Source organism: Spirosoma areae, assembly GCF_054781775.1.
The window spans coordinates 206,725-226,518 of the sequence record NZ_BAAGTT010000052.1 but is presented as its reverse complement, the minus strand read 5'-3'; the positions used below and the strand labels follow the sequence as shown (position 1 = coordinate 226,518).

Sequence of the window (19,794 nt, the reverse complement as noted above, 5' to 3'; positions counted from 1 at the left end):
GCAACCGATTGTTTATTTCTTCTGCCATAAAGCCCGCAGGTGTACGGATGCGTTCCGCCGTCCTCGTTTCTGCATCCCTGAACGCACGACCTTACGCTCAAAAGTAATCTGTCAATCAGTTAACTAAATCGGCTCTCGTCTATATTTGTCTATTCCTATGCGCCTGAAAGACAAACTTCCGCTTAGTTACCTCCTTTTCACGACGCGCGGCCGTATTCACCGCTCAACGTACTGGCTGGTTTCGGCCTTTATCTGGAGCATGTTCTATGTGCTTCATACACTCTTACACGATTTTGTGAGCGAGGGGGCAACCTATGCTTTATACCCGCTGTTGCTTGGGTCGCTGGCCGCAACGGCCACCAAACGACTGCACGACACCAATCGCTCCGGCTACTGGCTGCTGATGGTGCTGATTCCGGTGCTGGGCGCGCTTTGGCTACTTTATCGATTAGGTTTTCGAAAGGGCGACAAACACAAAAACACCTTCGGAACGGTGCCCAACGAGGCCGCCGATTATTTCAAAAACGATACGGGCCAAACCAACCCCAGCCTTCGTCCCCAGGAGCGAATCATCAACGACGTAACGCAACTGAATCCAGTCATTGTGGCCGATGTATTCCGGCCCGCGTCGGTAGCTGATTTGCAGGAGCGGTTGCGTACCACCGCCGGGCCGGTGTCGGTGGGCGGGGGGCGGTTCAGCATGGGTGGGCAAACGGCCAGTCCGGGCAGCCTGCATGTCGATATGCGCGGGCTGAATCAGGTTCTTCATTTCTCGAAAGAAGCTCGGGTTATCACCGTGCAAACCGGCATTCGGTGGTGCGATATTCAGCGGATTATCGACCCGCACAACCTAAGTATCAAGATCATGCAGACCTACGCAAATTTCACCGTTGGCGGGGCGCTGAGCGTGAACTGCCACGGGCGTTACATGGGGCATGGGCCGCTGATTCTGTCGGTGCGGGCCATTGAGGTTGTGCTGGCCGATGGGTCGCTCGTTCGGGCCAGCCCGACCGAGAACCCGGACGTATTTTTCGGGGCCATCGGTGGGTATAACGGCCTGGGAATCATTGTTTCGGCGGAACTCGACCTCGACCAAAACGTAGCCGTTCGACGGGAATACCACAAACTCACCCGGCCTGAGTATGGCACCTATTTTGTCGGTGCCATCCGCGATAATCCCGAAGCGATTTTTCATAACGGCGATATGTATCCGCCCGCATTCACAAACATGCGGGCTGTTACGTGGGTCAAAACCACCGAAAAGCCCACCGTGAAAACCCGGCTGATGCCGCTCCGGGAGTCGTATCCGCTGGAACGGTATTTTATGTGGGCGTTCACGGAGAGCCTCTCCGGCAAGTGGCGACGCGAGCACATCGTAGACCCGCTTATTTACCTGAGCAAACCCATTCACTGGCGCAACTACGAAGCTGGTTATGACGTGGCCGAACTCGAACCCCGTTCCCGTATCAAGCGTACCTATGTGCTGCAGGAATATTTCGTTCCCGTTCGGCACTTCGATGAATTTTCGGTGAAGATGAGCGAGATTTTTACTCGCTACCAGGTCAATGTTATCAACGTATCGGTGCGGCATGCTCTGCCCGATTCAGGGTCGTATCTGGCCTGGGCACGCGAAGAAGTTTTTGCGTTTGTCGTTTATTACAAACAGCGCACCAATGGCGTCGATAAAGAGGAAGTGGCCACCTGGACCCGCGAACTAATCGACGCGGTGCTGTTGGTGGGCGGGGCATATTATTTGCCCTATCAGGCTCACGCCACGCTGGAGCAGTTTCACCGGGCGTATCCAAACGCAAATAAACTATTTACCCTGAAGAAAAAATTAGACCCGAATTTCCGGTTCCACAACGTATTTTGGGATACGTATTACCAATAAAATTATGACACAGAGATACACAGAGAAGACACGGAGATACGCAGAGAGGTTTATGAAGTCATCTCTGCGTATCTCCGTGTCTTCTCTGTGTATCTCTGTGTCCCAGCCCTTTAAACCAACAAACTCATGACAACGTCTGAATTTCATGCCGTTTTCGACCACACAAAACCGCGCGATGCGTTCTACCGGTTTCTACAGGTCGTTTTTCATCTGTATCCCGAAGATAAGTTTCATCACCTGATTGGGGAAGTGACCAAAACCGAAACGTCGGATGAGCGCATTTATAAAACGATTCAGCATCGTTTGCCCAAAATCAAACCGTTTCTGTCGGAACTGACGTATGCCTTGCCCGCGCTGAAAACCCAGAAAAAGGAAATGACCCGGCAAATGCTGGAACTGCTGCCGACGGGGGCGCAGGTGAATGGCTACGTCGAAATCGGTTCGCCGGGGCGCTACATCAGCGATCTGCGTAAACACCTGCCCATCAGCGGCCCCATTTACTTAATCAACGACGTAGCCCCAACCAATAGCCCCGCCGACATTATGGAGCGGGGGCAGTTGAGCAAAATCGGCACCTTCGTTGAATCGCATGATTTCGAGCCAATTCGTGCGAACGCCATTCCCGACGAGAGCGTCGATTTGGTAACCTGCCTGATTGGTCTGCACCATACCCGACCCGAAAAGCTGCCCGGCTTTCTGGCGTCTATCCGCCGGATTCTGCGACCCGGCGGCTGGTTCATTCTCCGCGACCACGACGTGAAAACCGACGACATGGCCAGGTTTGTCTCGCTCGTACACACGGTCTTCAACCTCGGTTTGAACATTACCTGGGAAGTCGACAAAAGTGATTACAAGGATTTCAAGCCGATTGAGAAGTGGAGTCGGCTTATTGGCGAGGCCGGGTTTACGGACGCAGGCAGGCGGCTTCTTCAGGCCAACGACCCTTCGGACAATACGATGGTGCTGTTTACGAAAAACTGATCACAACTCACCGGGTTAAAACCTGGCGCAAATTCAATTGTCCATGCGCCGGGTTAAAACCCGGTGAATCAAAAAAACGGCGTGAAAAATCTGCTTTATCTACTTAGTTTGTTACTTTTTGTATCCTGTTCGGAGAAGAAAACAGCCACGCAGGAAAAGGCGGCTAATCAGCCCGAAGTGGCATCCAGCGTGAATCCTGAGCCACCAATTGGTAGTTCATCTAAAAAAACGATTTCTAAAAATAGCCCCGTTGCGAATGCCGGTAAATGGCTCTATGAAAAGACAACAGATAAGGAAGGGCGTACTGTTCAGAAGGCGTCGATCACCTCCCCGAATCTGCTTCAGTTTGGCTTTCCCTATGCCGGTGGCTCAACGGCCACACTAACCATTCGGAAACGGGATAGTGGTACAAATGTGTACCTGCACGTGTCGAAAGGGCAGTTTAACCGGAGTTTTCAGGGAGGTAACGCCCGCATTGGTTTTGATGGGAAACCCGCCAGTACGTATGCGTTTTCGGCAGCCGAAAATGGGAGTGCGAACATTATCTTTTTCGATGAGGCACAGGCCCTTATCGACCGGATGAACGCATCCCGAAACATGATCATCGACGTTGAGTTCTACGCCCAGGGCAGGCGACAGATTGAGTTCCGAACGGCTGACTTGACATGGAATTAGTAGAAATTACGAATTATTATGCTACGACTCCCGATTCTGACCATCATGATGGTGCTTTTAGCCAGCTTTCTGTTTTTTCGCAACAAGCGAAACCCCTTAACCATACCGGCTGGAAAAGGCTGCGTGGTGCCGAAAGACTGGCTCGTCAGCAACCCGCATCCGGTTACGCCCGCCGAGCACATCCGCCCCGCCGACCAGACGTTTCTGACCTATCCTGAATGGTTTCTGGTGCATAGCCCCGCCGAACTGGCCGACTACGCCCACGCGAAAACCACCACTACGTTTCCATATATGAGCCACGTCAACCAACTCTGGCAGAGTTACGGCATTGTGTATGACCAGATTAAAGGTAGTTTTCCATTCAATACCGGCTATCACATCATGATTTGGGTGATTGGCGTGAGCACCACCGTCGAATACGCGCTAAAAGCCCTCTACGAAACGGTTGTCGGGCGACTCACCAACCCCGCCAACGGGGCAATCGTGACCGAAGAAGACCAGTTTAACGCCCGGTTTACAAAAGAGTACGTGGAGTTCATTCGCGTGTTGCCCTGGTATGAATTCGACTTTACCTCCCGGATTCCCAAACTGCTCACTGGCACATCGTTTTTTGGGCCGCACTTCATTCGCAAATGCGAACGCAAGTACATGTTGCTGACGGAGTTATTAGTGAAAGCGGGCTATGGCTACCTCATCAAACTCGGCACCAAAGCCTCCTACGACGAAGCGCTTTTAGTCACTGCCGTTGTGGTCGACCAACTTCCTCCTGCCCTAACTCCGGTGCCCAACACCAAAATTGAGGGTGTTCGGCCCGATGGGTCGGCAGTACTCCTGTTGCCGCGCTACGAAGCGTTTCACCCGGCGGTGTCGGCGCTGGTGAAGCAGGGCGTGACGTTCCGCGAAATTGCGGGCAACAACTCGGCCATTCTGCTGACGGTGCTGGCCCCCGAAACCTGGCAACCCACCTCCCCCGATTTTCGATTCGTGTTCACTCAGCCCATCGTGACCAAACCTGGCCTGAAGCGGGTCGCGCTGGTAACGCCTGTGGGCTGGTTAGACAAAACAATCCGATTCGTCAACGAGCAGAACGTGACGATTGAGCATGTCTATGATTATTGAGTGTAGTTTGGCAAAGGCGAAATCATTCTGCCGTATTTTTGACTATGATTTACCTCGATAACAACGCTACGACCCGTCTCGACCCGCGCGTGCTGGATGCCATGATGCCGTTCCTGACGGACACCTATGCGAATGCGGCCAGTACGCACCCGTTCGGCGTATCGGCGCATGAAGCCGTGAAGCAGGCACGGCAGCAGGTAGCTGATTTGTTGGGTTGCGAAACCCACGAACTGGTGTTCACCTCGGGCGCAACCGAAGCTATTAATCTGGCCATCAAGGGCGTTGCTGAGAATTATCAAAGTAAAGGACGCCATATTATTACAGTCCAAACTGAACACAAAGCCGTGCTGGACGTGTGCGGGTATCTGGAAACACGCGGTTTTGAGGTCACCTATTTACCCGTTCAGCCCGATGGTTTACTTGATTTAGAGTTGGTAAAAACAGCTATCCGTCCCAACACTATTCTGGTTTCGGTGATGCTGGTGAACAACGAGACGGGCGTCATTCAACCGATTCAGGAAATTGCTCAATTCGCTCACGAAGCCGGTGCGTTGTTCATGACCGATGCCACGCAGGCCGTCGGCAAATTACCTATCGACGTTGATACGCTTGATCGGTCCGCCGGTGCGGCTTCGGTAGATTTACTGGCTTTTTCAGCGCACAAATTTTACGGCCCGAAAGGTATTGGCGGCCTGTTTGTGCGGCAACGCCGACCGAGAAAAGTAAAATTAGAAGCCCTCCTGCATGGCGGAGGTCACGAACGCGGCTTACGCAGCGGAACGCTCAACGTACCCGGCATTGTGGGCATGGGCAAAGCGGCAGAACTGGCGCGGCTGGCGATGGCTGATGCGAGGGAGACGCAAGGGCGGTCCGACGGGTTGGTTGCGTCTCTACGGGATCGTCTCGAAACGGGCTTGCTGACCATTCCGGGCACCCGCGTAAATGGCAGTCGGGAACACCGACTGTACAACGTGACGAATATCTATTTTGAAAACTGCGACTCCGACGCGCTGATTATGGGTTTAGAGGACATGGCCGTTTCCAACGGTTCAGCCTGCACAGCCGCCAGCATTGACCCCTCACACGTCCTGCTGGCAATGGGTCTCAGCGAAACCGAAGCTTTCTCCTGCCTGCGCTTCAGCTTAGGCCGGTTCACGACTGAAGCCGACATTGTGGCTGCTATTGATGGGGTGAAGAACGTTGTGGAGGAGTTGCGGGCGTTGGTATAGCCTTTGTCCCGTAGGGGCGCAACAGCGTAGCGTCGGTAGAAAAAACAATACCACGATTCATTTGTCCCGTAGGGACAACACCGTTAAACTCCCGTAACTAACTACCTATGCCCAATACCTACACCCAAATTCACCTCCAACTCGTCTTTGCGGTTAAACACCGAACCGCCGTAATTGCACCAACCTGGAAATATGACTTGTATAATTACATAACGGGCATCATCCACAACCATACTCACAAATTACTCGCCATCAATGGCATGCCGGACCATGTACATCTTCTAATCGGTATGCGCCCCACGCAATCGCTTTCTGATCTGATGCAACAACTCAAACAGGATTCGTCAAAATGGGTTAACGACAACCGACTAACGGGTAGCCGCTTCGCCTGGCAGGAAGGTTATGGGGCATTTTCATACGGTAAAAGCCAATTGCCCGCCGTAATTAAATACATTGAAAATCAAGAGGAACATCACCGAACGAGAACGTTCTTAGAGGAATACCGCCGGTTTTTAGATGCGTTCGGCATTGAATATGACGAACGGTATTTGTTCAAGCCGCTGGAATAAAGTCTCGTCCCTACGGGACGAGTGCGCGGGGAAGATGACGTTACTGTCCTACCGACGCCTTTGGCTGTTTTGTCCCTACGGGACGAGTGCGCGGGGAAGATGACGTTACTGTCCTACCGACGCCTTTGGCTGTTTTGTCCCTACGGGACGTACTAATCATGGTTTAAGTGTATTGCCATTGAACTGCCGTCCCATAGGGACACAACAGCCGACGATGTCGATAGGAACAATCATCCCCAACACAATAAGTATCGCCAGTTAGCAAACTTTAAACGCTTTCGCATCGAGCGGGGCAATGTCGAGCGGGGAAAAGATTGGGTTTAATTTTTCCCGCTTGACATTGGTTCAGGGGTATGTGGCTCCGGCGGTTTATTGAACTGAATCAGACAGGCACGATTTTATCTCTCTCTTTTATCCTTTAAACTTCTCTCTCAAATGCCAACGAAAACTCTCCATTTTCGGGTAATGCATTTTGCCAAATGGCAAACGAAGTAATTTGCCGTGAAACTGCTTCAAATTATAGGGGCTTGTTACGTTGTCGGCCAGGGAGGGCGAGACTACTACACGTAATTGTTCATTTACGCCAATCATACCCTGGTCAAAGGCAGTGTGTAGATTTGGGCAAAGAGCGATACCATTCGTCACTCTATCATCGCCCGCTATGCTGATAGGCACGATGTGACAGGCTTCTACCAGTGAGGAGCCATCAACGGTAATCACTTTCATGCCCGAAATGGCGCAGGTGAAATCATATACTTTTGGGATTAACTTTTTGAATAGACTACCGCGTACAAAGCGCATTTCTTCATCAGATGATTGTAGTGGTAGTGTATAGGTCATTTCTTTTTCGTTCAGCAGATACGTTTCCAGGTCGTTTAAATAACTACGTCCCGCATTTTTTAGCGACAAACGGGCATAGTCGTTACTTATCAAACTAAACAAATCGTCGGCAAAATAACCATAGTCCAGTCGTTCACTGAGGGTTTGCACACTACTAATATGCGCGTCGATACTACAGCCCACTTTAGGTTTGAGAAACCAGAACCCATCACTTTGTAAGTAGAAGAACGGCTGAGTGAAATCGTCTTTATGCGCTGTTTTTACCAAAAGTGAAAAATTTTCTTTGAACGTAGCAACCAATTCGGGCGTGACTGTAATCGTATTCTTAACAGGTAGTCGCTTATCAATTAATTCAAGGAGGGTAATTAACAAAACAGGTTTGTGGGGCGCTTTACCATATTGAGTGCCGCCCTGTTTGATTTTGGTAAATTTTCGTGCGTAAACGACCAGTAAAGTTTGGTCAAAATTGGCAAGCATAAAGTAGAGGATTGATGAGGTAAAGATAAATCAGCTTTGCCCATATAGTCTATTTATTGCTAACTTATTTCCGCCTTGCCAGAAGGCTTCATTACTACACAATATAACCCCCTCAAGTGAGTAAGCAACCCGCCCCAACGCTCTTTGTGTCTGCAAAATGGACATGCTACGTTCGCCAATGACATCCGCCGATATCAGCACGCTCTTCCAGCGGTTCTCAACGGTTAACGTGGGCGTTATCGGTGATTTTGCCCTCGATTTGTACATTACCCTGCAAACCCAAACGGGCGAGCACTCGCTGGAAACGGGCCTGGAGGTTTTCTGGGGAAGTCAGCCGAAGGCGTCGCTTGGTGCGGCAGGTAATGTAGTCCAGAATTTGGTGGCGCTGGGCGTTTCGAGGATTGAGGTGGTTGGTTGCGTGGGGAATGACCTGTTCGGGCGCGAGATGCACCACCTGTTTGCTGAACTGGGCGTCAACACGACCAACCTCCAGACAGTTGCCGAAAACTGGGATACCTGCCTGTATACCAAACCCAATCAAGCCGGACAGGAAACGAACCGGATTGATTTTGGCACCGGCAACGATCTGCCTGACGTGCTTTTCGCGAAGCTGATTGCTGGTTTGGAGCAAACACTGGCAAACCTCGATGTGCTCATTATCAATCAGCAGTTCGCCAATCCGCTGCTGACGAAAAGCCGGGTCGCCGTGCTGAATGACCTGATTGCCCGCTTCCCCACCGTTCGGTTTGTGGCCGATATGCGCGACGTCGGAATGCTGATTCGGGGGGCTACGCTGAAAGTAAATACAGACGAACTGGCCCGTTTCTGTAACCTTGAGCCACCCAATCAGCCCGACCTGGACTGGTGCATTCAGCACGGGAGTACGTTTCGGCAACGGAGTGGCGGGCCACTCCTGATTACGCGCGGTCAGGCCGGAATGCTCTATCTGGATGACCACGACATGCAACTGGTCGATGGCCTGCCGTTACGCGGAGAACTCGACACGGTGGGCGCAGGTGATACCGTTGTGGCAACCTGGGCAGCTTGTTTGGGAGCCGTAGCCACGCCCGCACAGGCTATAGAACTGGCGAATCTGGCGGCTGCCGTGACCGTCCAGAAACTCAACCAGACCGGCACGGCCACACTGCCCGAAATCCTTACCCTTCACACGACTTACTTTTCTCATGACTAACGAGGTTCTTCAGCGGTGCCGTCAGGAACTGCACACGCACCTGACGACGGAGTTGCTGCCCTTCTGGACGGCTCGAACGGTTGACCGCATTAATGGCGGGTTCATCACGCATTTTGACCAGTACGGGCACGATTCGGGCGAGGACGAGAAATCGCTTATTGCCCAAACCCGGTCCATTTACACCTATTCGTCGGCGCACAGGGCGGGCTACGCCGGAGTCGCGTTCGACACGGGCGAGCTGGCCGACATGGCCCGTCATGGGGTGGATTATTTACTAAGCCGGATGTGGGACGACGAACATGGCGGTTTCTACTGGATGACCAACCGCAACGGCGAGGTGCTGAACGACCAAAAAATCGTGTATGGCCAAAGTTTTGCCATCTATTGCCTGAGCGAATACACCTTAGCAACCGGCGATTCGCGCGGGGTCGAGTACGCCCAAAAAGTGTTCGACCTGTTGCAGAAGTACGCGTCGGATACGGGCTATGGCGGCTATTTCGAGGTGTTTCACCGCGACTGGACGCTGGCAGGGCCGGGCGCGGCTGGGGGCGACCGCAAAACGCTCGATGCCCACATGCACCTGATGGAAGCCTTCACAAGTTTATACGAATGCACAGGCCAGCCCATTCATCGCCGGAAGTTGCTCGAAGTTATTGAGTTGCTGATTACGAAAATCATGCACCCGACGTATGGCACCGGCATTCCGCAGTTCTGGGCCGACTGGCGGGTGGCTCCTCAAATTAAGTTCAATGTTATCTGGGGGTGGGACCGTTTCACCGAAGATGGTGTGAAACGCGACGCCGAAGACAACACCAGCTATGGGCATAACGCCGAGTTTGCGTGGCTGCTGCTGCACGCGCTCGACGTGCTGGCGATTCCCGATGATGCCTACCGGGATCAGCTACAGAAATCATTTGCTCACGCCGTTGACTATGGCGTGGATTGGGAGTTTGGCGGGGTCTTCGTCGAAGGCTCGCACGGTGGTGAGGTCTATGATCGGGAGAAAGAATTCTGGCAGCAGGCCGAGGTGCTGATTGGCTTTTTGGATGCGTACCGGATTTTGGGCGATGCCAAATACTGGCGGGCCTATGAAACGGTTCATCGCTTTGTGATGGATAAGATGGTAAATCATTCGGTAGGGGAGTGGTGGCCGCTGATGACCCGGCAGGGCATTCCCATCTGGACACACATGAGCCACTCCTGGAAAATCAATTACCATACCGTTCGGGCAATGGTGCAGTCGATTCGCCGATTAGATAAGTTGCTGATTTCAGCCTGATTAATGGGCGAAAGCGTTCTGTAAATTCAAAATAACTGTATTTTATGCTTTTTTCATGTGTGCATAAAAAGTACAAAATAATACTTGTTTATTCTAATAACGTTCTCTACCTTAACCGTTGAATCAATTTTCTCACGGTCATGAAAACGTCACTTTTAGTAACCACTCTGTTATTGGGTATCGTTATTCGTGGTTTGGCTCAGGCCGACAACGAGGCTATTAAGCGGGTGTTGCGTAGCGAAACGGAAGGCTTTTTCAAGCGCGATAAAGCCGAGTGGTCAAATGCCTGGGCGCATACGCCCTACATCAACTTTGCCGCTAATCTCTATGGCGGAGACTTCAGGCTGATTAAAGGATGGAACGAACTGGAAAAGGCATTTGCCAGCCAGTTCAAAAGCTCGAAAGTATCGGATAAAGTAACGGTGCAAAACGCCAACTACACGATTCACCAGAACGGGAACATGGCCTTTGTGACCTACGACCAAACGCTCTTGGATAGTCACGGAAAGACAACCTCGAAAGAAACGCGGGTGGTTGAGAAACTGAATGGTCAGTGGAAGATAATCAACGTTATTGCGCTCACAAACCTGAAAAATTTCGGGTTAGCCCAGAAGACTCCGTAGGCAAGCACCCTCACCGGGCCGCCGGTGCGGTGAGGGAAATTACCCCCCAAACTGCTTCACTAACCCTTCCAGCGTGTGCAGCGGCTGAACGCCCGACTGCCGCCAGACTATCTTGCCGTCTTTAAACAAAATCATCGTCGGAATGCTCCGAATCTGGTATTGGTTGGCGGCTGCCTGTGCTTTGTCTACGTCGATCTTAACCACCCGAATTTTGTCGCCAGCGCGTTCGGTGAGTTGCTTCAGAATGGGGGCCTGCTGTTTGCAGGGGCCGCACCAATCGGCGTAGAAATCGACCAGTACAGGCTTGTCTCCGTGAATCAGGTCTTTGAAGGATTGCTTGTTCATGAGTATTAATTTTGAATGAGTGACTGATAGAATGAGTGAATAGCTAACGTAAATCTTATTCACTCATTCTATCAGTCACTTATTCACCTATTGCTCCTCGTTAACCGGCTCACCCATAATGGTGTGGCCCATTTTGTCGCGCTTGGTCCGCAGGTAGTTTTCGTTATACGGATTGGCCTGAATTTCAACCGGCACCGTGTCAATGATTTCTAAGCCATAGCCCATCAACCCCGCCCGCTTTTTGGGGTTATTGGAGATAAGCCGGAGTTTTCGAATACCCAGGTCGCGCAGAATCTGTGCGCCAACGCCATAGTCGCGGGCATCCATGGGCAACCCCAGTTCGAGATTGGCCTCCACCGTGTCGCGCCCCATTTCCTGAAGCTTGTAGGCTTTTAGTTTGTTGAGCAGACCAATGCCCCGGCCTTCCTGAAACATGTATACGATGACGCCCTTGCCCTCAGCCTCGACCATCTTCATGGCGGCATGAAGCTGTCCGCCACAATCGCAGCGGCACGAGCCAAAAATGTCGCCCGTGATGCACGACGAGTGGACGCGCACCAGCACGGGTTCATTCGGTTCCCAGGTTCCTTTCACCAGGGCTAAGTGCATATCGCCCGTGTTGCGTTGTTTATAGGCAATCAGGTCGAAATGACCCCATGCAGTAGGCATATCGACGCCAATCTCACGATGAATCAGCGTTTCGGTGCGGAGCCGGTACTCGATCAAATCCTGAATGCTGATGAGTTTCATGCCAAAGCGGTCGGCCAGCACGCGCAGTTGAGGGAGTCGGGCCATAGTACCATCTTCGTTGAGCACTTCAATCAGCACGCCCACCGGAGCCAGGCCCGCCAGCCGTGCCAGATCAACAGCCGCTTCGGTATGCCCCGCCCGGCGAATAACTCCGCCCTCAACGGCCCGCAGCGGAAAAATATGGCCGGGGCGGCCCAGGTCATCAGGCGTAGTGCTGCGGTCAACTAAAGCCTGAATGGTTTTCGACCGGTCGGAGGCCGATATACCCGTTGTGCAGCCATTGCCCAGCAAATCGACCGACACCGTGAAGGGCGTCGTATGAACCGATGTGTTGCTGCTGACCATCATGTCTAAACCCAATTCGTCGCAGCGTTCCTGAGTGAGTGGCGCACACATAAGCCCGCGTGCTTCGCGAACCATAAAATTGACCATTTCGGGCGTGATCATTTCCGCAGCGCAGATCATATCGCCCTCATTCTCACGGTCTTCATCATCCACCACCAGCACAATTTTGCCCGCCTTGATGTCGGCAATGGCGTCGTCGATACGGTCCAGCCGAATCGGGTTTGATTCGATTTTCCGGGTGGTTTCAGAGTTGGTATTATTATTGCTCATTGTTTTGCTGATGCGTGACGGTGGAGTTATCTTTGAAGAGTCGGCTGACCGGTTTGTATCGCCAATACCCCAGGGCTTTGTTTAGTTTGACCTGAAAACTGATTTTACGGAAGATACGTTTCGCCGGACGCGAAAATGTCGATGAACAGCGTTTCTCAACCATAGAAACGATTCCGATTATACGAACAACAAAAATTTACCCTCTGTGCGAATTTTACGATTGAGGCTGACTGACGTTGGGGTGAAAACCAGTGGGCTGGTTCGTTGGAAACCCGTTGCCTTACTTATCCTGTTTTTTTTCATTGGACATTGGTCGGCCCGGGCGCAGAGTGCCTGTAATAATCCCGTAGCGAAAGGCGGTTTCACCTTATCGAAAACAACGGTTTGTGTCAATACGCCTGTTAATGTTGTCACCGTAGCTGCAAATGTGGTTAACGAACAGTATAATTTTTCGTATGACGGGATGAGTTCAATTGATAAGGTTGTTCTTAAGCCCGATAAAAGTTTCAGCTACAGCAAACCGGGTACATACACCGTTATACAGGCCGGCAGTGGAACGGGAACGGGAACAATTGCCTGCCAGACAGTCACCGTTCTGCCGCTCGATCCAATAAAGTTTGTTGTTACAACCTGCTCTAACCGGAGGGCACTTGTTGTCGTCGATGCCACTACGTTAGGCCAGTATGACACCTATGAGGTGAATTGGGGCGATAGGGTTGTCGAACGAAAAACACGGGCCGAAATGCTGGGTCAGGTAGCGCATACGTATGGAAATGCCACCAACTCAACCTACACAGTCACAGTGCAGGGTATTTATAACGCGCCTGCCAATTGCAACTCCCCCATAACCTCATCGTCGCCCGTCACGGTTACATCAGCCAGCCTGCAGCCGACCATTACGGCCCTGACAACCACCAGCACGAGTTCCATTGAACTCAAGTACCAGACGGCCCCGACAGCCTCGGTGCAGCTTTATCAAAAAATAAACGGAGCGTATGTCGCAACAGGGCAGAAAGGCACCGGGCCAGGCACATTCACCGTTCAAACGGATGCCAACCAGGTGCAGTGTTTTCAGATTTTGTCGCAGGATGGCTGCAACAGCCTGAAATCCGACGAAGTGTGCAGTTTGGTGTTAGATGTCAAAGCCGAGAACAAGAAGAATAACTTAAGCTGGCAGCCTTATGCAGGTACCATTTCGGCAGCCTCGCCGTTTCGCTATTATCGGATTTTACGAAATGGCGCTCCAACGGGTGGTACACAGACCAATCGAAACACCGGTACCTATCCTGATGTTTCTGCTATTGCGTGTGGCACCCAGTACTGCTACTCTATCGAAGCGACCATTAGCGGAACTGCCCAGACTGTAGTAACATCGGCCCCGGTCTGCGTCATGGGCATCAACGGCGACGTACCCGCCGGATCCGCGAATATTCTTGTTACCATCGAAAACAACCGCCCCCGTATTGTGGCCACCCAGCCCAACGTTGGAACAAGCTTTACATTAATCGTTAGCCGGGCCAGCGGACCGTCTGGTTTTCAGCAGATTGCCACGGTTGACGGTAAGAGTCAATTCATCGATGAAACGGCTGACCCGTCGGCGGGGTCCTATTGTTATCAGGTAGCCTATCTGAACAACTGTGGTCTCACATCAGTCCCGTCGGAGCCGGTTTGTACGGTGTTTTTGGGGTCGCAGTCAAGTACAGGCATCGACTGGACGGCCGAGTCGCCCTTTGTGCCGGGTTCGGTTAACAACTACATTGTTGAGGTCATTGACTCGGTGAATGGCACAAAGCGCGAAATTCCGGTTAGCGCCAACACACACTACGAACCTGACCCCAACGACCCCAACCTGCAATCGCAGAAATACCGGATTATTGCCATTGGCACTGACGGTAACCTCAGCTTTTCCAATTTTTTTACGTTCCGGCGCGAAGCCCGAATTTTAGTGCCCGATGCGTTCACGCCCAACGGCGACGGTATCAATGATGAACTGCTGGCCAGAGGCATTTATGTTGACCAGTTCACCATGCACGTCTATAATCGGTGGGGCGAAGTGGTGTATAGCACGACCGATAAAACCAAAGGCTGGGATGGCCTGGTGAATGGGCAGGAGGCCGCTACCGGCCAGTACCTGTATCGAATCGAGGTTATTGATTTGACCGGCCTGAAAACTGTTCGCACGGGCGCTGTGTTATTGATACGATGAAGAAGTTGATAGGCATTAGTCGATAGTCAATAGTGACTTCGCTGAATGCTATCGACTACTGACTATCGACTAAAAGGCTATGAACATGATGGATATGTTCGGGAAAATGAAAGAAGTTCAATCCCGAATGAAAGATGCCCAGGAGACCCTCAGCAACGTTACAGAAACGGGTGAGTCGGGGGCGGGTTTGGTAAAGGTGACCGTTAATGGTCTGAAAAACGTCCTCAAAATTGAGATTGACCCCGATCTGATCAAGTCGGGCGCGACCCCGGCCGACGACCGCGAGATGTTGCAGGACCTGATTGTGGCGGCCACCAACAAAGCCATGGCCAACGTTGACACCAAAGCCCGCGAACACCTCCGCCAGGCCACCGAAGGCCTGCTGCCCAACATTCCCGGCCTGAACTTAGATGGGCTAATGTAATGAAGTACGCTGTACGAATTACGCTGTACAATTTATTACTGACGAGTGAAAAATCGTACATCGTAATTCGTACAGCGTAAATTTGTTCTGTGACTACCCTTGCCATTGTTATTCTCAATTACAACGGGCAACCGTTTTTAGCTAAATTTCTGCCAGCGGTACTGGCCCATGCCGACGGGCATCCGGTGTACGTAGCCGATAGCGCATCCACCGATTCGTCGGTGTCCTTCGTCCGCTTAACCTTCCCCGCCGTTCGCCTTATCGAACTTCCGCGCAACGAAGGCTATGCCGGTGGCTATAACACGGCCCTCGACCGCATCCGAACGCAGTATGGCGGGGCAACGTATTATGTGCTGCTGAATTCTGATATTGACGTAACACCGGGCTGGATTTCGCCCGTACTGGCTTTATTGGAAGCGAACCCGCGCATGGCGGCCTGCCAGCCTAAAATTCTGTCGTATAGTCACCCCGACTTGTTTGAACACGCGGGCGCAGCCGGTGGCTTTGTTGACTGGTTGGGGTATGTTTTCTGCCGGGGGCGAATCTTTGCTGCGTTTGAAGCCGACCAGGGTCAATATGACGATAACCGCCGGGTGTTTTGGGCAACGGGCGCGTGCCTGTTTGTGCGGGCCGACGTATTTCATGAAACGGGTGGTTTCGATGAATCGTTTTTTGCCCATATGGAGGAGATTGACTGGTGCTGGCGCGTTCAGCAGCTCGGCTACGAAGTCTGGGCCTGCGGAGCGTCGGCGGTGTATCACGTGGGGGGCGGCACGCTGCACAAATCGAATCCGCACAAAACCTACCTCAACTACCGCAACAGCCTGTATATGCTCTACAAAAACTGGCCAGCCGACGGGTGGTTATGGCCCAAGTTGCTGTGGCGTCTGGTGCTGGACGGCCTATCGTCGCTTCTGTTTCTGAAGGTAGGGCAATGGCGCGACGTTTGGGCTATTCTGCGCGCGCATTTCGCCTTTTATGGTCATTTGCCACACCTCCAGAAACAGCGCAATATATTGAAACAGCAGCGGAAGGTCGAGGTCGGTTTATATCCCAAGAGTATCGTCTGGCACTATTTTGTTGAAGGCAAAAAGACGTTTACGGGAATGATGACGGAGCCGCCCGTGCGGTGATGAATGATTCTACAAAAAATCATTCATCACTTCTACCGAATTAGGTCGCCGATACGTTTAGGCCGATTGGTTTGGGCAATCACATAAGGTACACATACATCCACGGGGCAACCGCACACGGTGGGTATCAGAATCACCGCCATATCCGTATAGCAGCCCGAACTGTTAATAACCCGCACGGTATAGGATTGAACGACTGCCGGATTAGCCAGGGTACTAACAATCACTCCATTTGACGGAATTGCCTGCGGTGCGCCAGAGAGGGAAGCGGCTGGGTTAAACGTTGAACCCAATGAGTACTGGTAGGTATGACCCAGGTTAAAATTGGTTAACACAAGCCGGCCATTGCTTTGCGGACTGTTACCCTGACAAGTAGCCGCAATGGCTACAGCCTGAAAGACGGGCAGGGTGTCCTCTTCAACAATGAAAGGACAGCAGGAGAAGTTGGCGCATAGCCCGCCAGCGTTATCTACGCCTAAACTGTATGTGCCAGGCGCTGTCACGACCAGTACATTAGTCGTCTGCCCCGCAATGAGCACGTTATCCTTGTACCAGCTATAGACAGTGCGGCCTACCGGTGCGGTAAGGGTATATTCATCACCGACGCACAGTTTGACGGGTATGGAGGTGCAAACCTTAACGGTGTCGCCGGGTATAGTCGCTGTGTTATAGAGGATACCCGTAGAATCCACCCTAACCTGAAACGTCAGGGTCAGGCTCTGACCAGGGGCAATGACTGGTATATCCCATAAGCTGAGTGGCTGGCCAACTGTAAACGATGTACCTGCTGGCACTGCGGCTGAGCCGGGTACATAGGTTAAACCGGCACTGACCGAGTCACGTACAGTCGTAGATGCTGACGTTGAGCCAGCGTTGGTCACTACCACGGCATACGTCAGTAAATCGCCGACCCTGGCTATTGAGCGATCAACAAAACTCTGCACGGACAGTAAGGAATTGACGAGCGGCAGGAAGCCCACATCCGGGGTGGTGTTCTCACCCGAAGTCAGCGTTAGCGGCCCGGTAAGGCTGGGAGCCGTGGCCGAGTAGCCGGTTGGGGTGGTGTAACTCACCGAGTAGGGTAGGGCGGAGGTTAACCCAGAGAAACTATACAGACCCGATGCATTGGTAGTTGTGCTGGTGATGGGCGCGTTGGCGCCATCGAGCAGGGTGACCGTTACACCCGGTATAGGCGTATCGCCCCCGTTCCGCAGACCGTCATTGTTGTTGTCAGAAAAGACCAGGCCGCCTAAACTCACGGTACAGGAAGCCGGAGCGGTGTAGGTCACGCTGAAGATTTTGCACCCATAACCTGCTGTAACCGTATGAGTACCTGTGCCTGAAATCAGGCCCGTCAGGCTGTAAGGCACCGACGTATTGCCAGCGCTAACGGAAACCGTCGCCGTGGATGTGCCATCGGTAAGGGTGGCTATGCCGACAGCAGCATTGGTCAGGCTAAAGGTACCTGAGATGCTAAACAGGTTAGTTGCCGGACTACAGGCTCCGGCCGTAACAACACCCAGTGATAGGGTTGTTGCTGACACTACATTATTATGCAAGCTAATAGCTCCCCCGCGGGAAAGAGCTCTGCCTTCGAGTGATGCCCCTTCCAACAGGCTGATAGCGCCATTAGCCAGTATAGTACCTTTGAAAACGGAATTAGTCTCTAAAATGACTGCCCCGTTAACCTGGAAATAGACATTGCTGCAGGAGGCTCCATTAATCAGACTGATGGTTGATAAGGCGGCTGTCGATAAAGGGCCGCCTATCTTGATAATAAACAAGGCATTCGGGTTGTTCTGTCCATCCAGCGTTAAGTTTCCAGTTAATGTTGAAGCCGCTCCGGTGCAGTAAACGTTCGGAGTGAGAACCTGGTTGTTTCCCAGGGTGGTTCCTATAACAGAACCACAGGTAACTCCCGTCAATGAACCATAGGCAACGTCCACATCGGTGGCGGCCTGGGCTGAGGTAGCATTGGCCACATGAGTTTCTCCAATGACTGTTCCCGGAGGAAATCCAGTGAGTGCACCGACATGAGTGCCAATATTGCCCGATATGACTGTAGCCCCATCATTGCTAAAAGCACCGGCGGCAGTGAAAACAGCAAAACTGGCTGTAGTTCCTAAGTTAGGCGCCTGGCCGAAACCTACAGTTGGAGAAGCTAATTGACTACTGGCCAGCAGAATAAATAGAGCTATGTTTTTCATTATTTCTAAAAAATTAGTAAAAGAAGAGTTATTGATTAGGTTGAGATGGTAACTTATAGTGTAGTGTGCAAAATCTACGCCAAAGAATGATGATTACCCTACTTTGGCGTAAATTTTAGCGATTCAGAGGACGTATAATTGGAGGAACCAGGCGTGTTCAACCCGACAGGTTAGACGCTTAAAAAAGAGAAGATGGTCGGCTGTGAGTGGCCGGGCCGCCCTTGGGCCAGGGAAGCGGTATGTGGACTAAAACTAAAATAGCCTGACCGAAATGCCTGTATAACGGGTTGTGTGTGTGGTAATCGACGAGACTGTAAGGGTATTTGCCGGGTTGCTGGCTCAACAGACGAGCTGGGTTCTGTTCAGAGAAAACACCACTCTTGACAGCAGAGCAGTGGCCCGATTAGCCACGTCCCGGACCGGGTAGGCTATTTGGGTGGAGGGTTGGATTTCTTTCGTGCCTATTTTTATGTTAGTCGGCTGCGAGCGCCCGACCGATTCGCCCACTGGATCACTATAATCATGCCAACATTGACCGGCTGGGGTAAAGCAAGGCCAAATTTGTTCACCCGTACCGTAGTAACTTAAAGTTGATTTATTCCTGGAGAGCGGGGAAATTCTATAACAGAACCTCCGGGCGGCTGGTCCCTACCGCAACTTTCGACACGTTAACTATCAAAGATAACTTTATCTTATAGTGGTTACATTATGTATAGTTTCACAGTTCCCAAATTGTGGGGTGAGCATGTCGGCGCGTATGCTTGTTCATTTCCATCCAGAACGCCAGAATCAGATAAAGAATAACGGGAGAGCCAAGCGTTAGAAATGAGGTATAAATAAAATACAATCGAATGCTGCTGGCCGAAATATTCATCTTTTCGCCCAGCAATGCACAGACCCCAAATGCTTGCTTTTCTACAAAATATCGAATCTTATCCATGCTTTATAGTGCGAAGTGTATCGGTCATGTTCGCGCAACTGGCAACTCGTACTAACGAATCTTTTGGTAGATTGTTTGCCATTTGCAAAGATAACCGATATAAACTTAGTCAAAATCCTTTAAAAGTGACTTCAAACTGATTGAAGTCAGAACATTTTTGTTTTCTTTGCGTTGTAACGGCGTTAACGACACATCCGTATTGTTTTTCGCTGTTTTTTTAACAAAGCCCGTTGATGCTCAAGTAACTATGCCGTTGCTTTTACCCTGGTCGAGGTCTCGCGATCTTTGTTAGTAACTGA

18 protein-coding genes are annotated in these 19,794 nt (G+C 51.6%); 12 read left to right on the top strand and 6 right to left on the bottom strand.

The annotated features are described in order from the left end of the window. The first annotated feature begins 157 nt into the window (after positions 1-157). From ACYVI1_RS29865 to tnpA, 6 genes are all read left to right on the top strand, one after another. Positions 158-1,891: an FAD-binding protein gene (locus ACYVI1_RS29865; protein WP_460915165.1), complete on the top strand. Its 1,734-nt coding sequence runs from the start codon at positions 158-160 to the stop codon at positions 1,889-1,891. Positions 1,892-2,017: 126 nt separating this feature from the next. Then, the gene (locus ACYVI1_RS29860) at positions 2,018-2,872 is read left to right on the top strand and encodes a methyltransferase domain-containing protein (protein WP_460915163.1); all 855 of its coding nucleotides are present in this window, start codon (positions 2,018-2,020) and stop codon (positions 2,870-2,872) included. Between the two features lie 63 nt (positions 2,873-2,935). Then, on the top strand, positions 2,936-3,547 hold the full coding sequence (locus tag ACYVI1_RS29855) for a hypothetical protein (protein WP_460915162.1): 612 nt from the start codon (positions 2,936-2,938) through the stop codon (positions 3,545-3,547). Between the two features lie 18 nt (positions 3,548-3,565). After that, a complete protein-coding gene (locus tag ACYVI1_RS29850; protein ID WP_460915161.1) occupies positions 3,566-4,666 on the top strand; it encodes a hypothetical protein in 1,101 nt (366 codons plus the stop codon). A gap of 44 nt (positions 4,667-4,710) precedes the next feature. Continuing rightward, complete coding sequence (locus ACYVI1_RS29845; RefSeq protein ID WP_460915160.1) at positions 4,711-5,895, top strand: cysteine desulfurase family protein; 1,185 nt, start codon at positions 4,711-4,713, stop codon at positions 5,893-5,895. 107 nt (positions 5,896-6,002) lie between these two features. Beyond that, positions 6,003-6,464 carry an IS200/IS605 family transposase gene (gene tnpA, locus ACYVI1_RS29840; protein WP_460915158.1) on the top strand — a complete coding sequence of 154 codons (462 nt, stop codon included), beginning with the start codon at positions 6,003-6,005 and terminating at the stop codon, positions 6,462-6,464. Between the two features lie 411 nt (positions 6,465-6,875). Here tnpA and ACYVI1_RS29835 read toward each other — a convergent pair whose 3' ends face one another. Then, on the bottom strand, positions 6,876-7,781 hold the full coding sequence (locus ACYVI1_RS29835; RefSeq protein ID WP_460915157.1) for an HNH endonuclease: 906 nt from the start codon (positions 7,779-7,781) through the stop codon (positions 6,876-6,878). A gap of 178 nt (positions 7,782-7,959) precedes the next feature. Here ACYVI1_RS29835 and ACYVI1_RS29830 point away from each other — a divergent pair, with 178 nt between their 5' ends. The 3 genes from ACYVI1_RS29830 (at position 7,960) to ACYVI1_RS29820 (ending at position 10,875) form a co-directional block, all read left to right on the top strand. Further along, positions 7,960-8,973 (top strand): bifunctional heptose 7-phosphate kinase/heptose 1-phosphate adenyltransferase, encoded by a 1,014-nt coding sequence (locus ACYVI1_RS29830; RefSeq protein ID WP_460915155.1) that lies wholly within the window; start codon positions 7,960-7,962, stop codon positions 8,971-8,973. Continuing rightward, positions 8,966-10,252: an AGE family epimerase/isomerase gene (locus ACYVI1_RS29825; RefSeq protein WP_460915153.1), complete on the top strand. Its 1,287-nt coding sequence runs from the start codon at positions 8,966-8,968 to the stop codon at positions 10,250-10,252. Before ACYVI1_RS29830 ends, ACYVI1_RS29825 begins: the two co-directional genes overlap by 8 nt. 140 nt (positions 10,253-10,392) lie before the next feature. Further along, complete coding sequence (locus ACYVI1_RS29820) at positions 10,393-10,875, top strand: hypothetical protein (RefSeq protein ID WP_460915151.1); 483 nt, start codon at positions 10,393-10,395, stop codon at positions 10,873-10,875. 39 nt (positions 10,876-10,914) lie between these two features. On the opposite strand, the gene trxA is transcribed toward ACYVI1_RS29820, so the two are convergent. From trxA to ACYVI1_RS29805, 3 genes are all read right to left on the bottom strand, one after another. After that, positions 10,915-11,220 (bottom strand): thioredoxin, encoded by a 306-nt coding sequence (trxA, locus tag ACYVI1_RS29815; RefSeq protein ID WP_460915149.1) that lies wholly within the window; start codon positions 11,218-11,220, stop codon positions 10,915-10,917. A gap of 87 nt (positions 11,221-11,307) precedes the next feature. Next, positions 11,308-12,585: a bifunctional 3,4-dihydroxy-2-butanone-4-phosphate synthase/GTP cyclohydrolase II gene (locus ACYVI1_RS29810; protein WP_460915148.1), complete on the bottom strand. Its 1,278-nt coding sequence runs from the start codon at positions 12,583-12,585 to the stop codon at positions 11,308-11,310. Further along, positions 12,575-12,748, bottom strand: a complete 174-nt coding sequence (locus ACYVI1_RS29805; protein WP_460915146.1) for a hypothetical protein — start codon at positions 12,746-12,748, stop codon at positions 12,575-12,577. The genes ACYVI1_RS29810 and ACYVI1_RS29805 overlap by 11 nt, the downstream gene beginning before the upstream one ends. A 42-nt stretch (positions 12,749-12,790) precedes the next feature. Between ACYVI1_RS29805 and ACYVI1_RS29800 the strand changes: the two genes are divergently transcribed. The 3 genes from ACYVI1_RS29800 to ACYVI1_RS29790 all read left to right on the top strand — a co-directional run bounded on the left by ACYVI1_RS29800 (position 12,791) and on the right by ACYVI1_RS29790 (position 16,348). Continuing rightward, positions 12,791-14,791: a T9SS type B sorting domain-containing protein gene (locus ACYVI1_RS29800; protein WP_460915144.1), complete on the top strand. Its 2,001-nt coding sequence runs from the start codon at positions 12,791-12,793 to the stop codon at positions 14,789-14,791. A 79-nt stretch (positions 14,792-14,870) separates the two neighbouring features. Beyond that, positions 14,871-15,215, top strand: coding sequence for a YbaB/EbfC family nucleoid-associated protein (locus ACYVI1_RS29795; protein WP_460915142.1), 345 nt, complete (start codon positions 14,871-14,873; stop codon positions 15,213-15,215). Positions 15,216-15,304: 89 nt separating this feature from the next. Next, complete coding sequence (locus ACYVI1_RS29790) at positions 15,305-16,348, top strand: glycosyltransferase family 2 protein (protein ID WP_460915141.1); 1,044 nt, start codon at positions 15,305-15,307, stop codon at positions 16,346-16,348. A gap of 32 nt (positions 16,349-16,380) precedes the next feature. Here ACYVI1_RS29790 and ACYVI1_RS29785 read toward each other — a convergent pair whose 3' ends face one another. Beyond that, entirely contained in the window at positions 16,381-18,555 is a 2,175-nt protein-coding gene (locus tag ACYVI1_RS29785; RefSeq protein ID WP_460915140.1) for an ice-binding family protein, read from the bottom strand. A gap of 718 nt (positions 18,556-19,273) precedes the next feature. Next, positions 19,274-19,495, bottom strand: coding sequence for a PspC domain-containing protein (locus ACYVI1_RS29780; RefSeq protein ID WP_460915138.1), 222 nt, complete (start codon positions 19,493-19,495; stop codon positions 19,274-19,276). Positions 19,496-19,794: the final 299 nt, after the last annotated feature.

Coding starts and splice junctions, on each gene's coding strand:
- ACYVI1_RS29865 (WP_460915165.1), top strand. CDS start 158: ATGCGCCTGAAAGACAAACTTCCGCTTAGTTACCTCCTTTTCACGACG.
- ACYVI1_RS29860 (WP_460915163.1), top strand. CDS start 2,018: ATGACAACGTCTGAATTTCATGCCGTTTTCGACCACACAAAACCGCGC.
- ACYVI1_RS29850 (WP_460915161.1), top strand. CDS start 3,566: ATGCTACGACTCCCGATTCTGACCATCATGATGGTGCTTTTAGCCAGC.
- ACYVI1_RS29845 (WP_460915160.1), top strand. CDS start 4,711: ATGATTTACCTCGATAACAACGCTACGACCCGTCTCGACCCGCGCGTG.
- tnpA (WP_460915158.1), top strand. CDS start 6,003: ATGCCCAATACCTACACCCAAATTCACCTCCAACTCGTCTTTGCGGTT.
- ACYVI1_RS29835 (WP_460915157.1), bottom strand. CDS start 7,781: ATGCTTGCCAATTTTGACCAAACTTTACTGGTCGTTTACGCACGAAAA.
- ACYVI1_RS29830 (WP_460915155.1), top strand. CDS start 7,960: ATGACATCCGCCGATATCAGCACGCTCTTCCAGCGGTTCTCAACGGTT.
- ACYVI1_RS29825 (WP_460915153.1), top strand. CDS start 8,966: ATGACTAACGAGGTTCTTCAGCGGTGCCGTCAGGAACTGCACACGCAC.
- ACYVI1_RS29820 (WP_460915151.1), top strand. CDS start 10,393: ATGAAAACGTCACTTTTAGTAACCACTCTGTTATTGGGTATCGTTATT.
- trxA (WP_460915149.1), bottom strand. CDS start 11,220: ATGAACAAGCAATCCTTCAAAGACCTGATTCACGGAGACAAGCCTGTA.
- ACYVI1_RS29810 (WP_460915148.1), bottom strand. CDS start 12,585: ATGAGCAATAATAATACCAACTCTGAAACCACCCGGAAAATCGAATCA.
- ACYVI1_RS29805 (WP_460915146.1), bottom strand. CDS start 12,748: ATGGTTGAGAAACGCTGTTCATCGACATTTTCGCGTCCGGCGAAACGT.
- ACYVI1_RS29795 (WP_460915142.1), top strand. CDS start 14,871: ATGAACATGATGGATATGTTCGGGAAAATGAAAGAAGTTCAATCCCGA.
- ACYVI1_RS29785 (WP_460915140.1), bottom strand. CDS start 18,555: ATGAAAAACATAGCTCTATTTATTCTGCTGGCCAGTAGTCAATTAGCT.
- ACYVI1_RS29780 (WP_460915138.1), bottom strand. CDS start 19,495: ATGGATAAGATTCGATATTTTGTAGAAAAGCAAGCATTTGGGGTCTGT.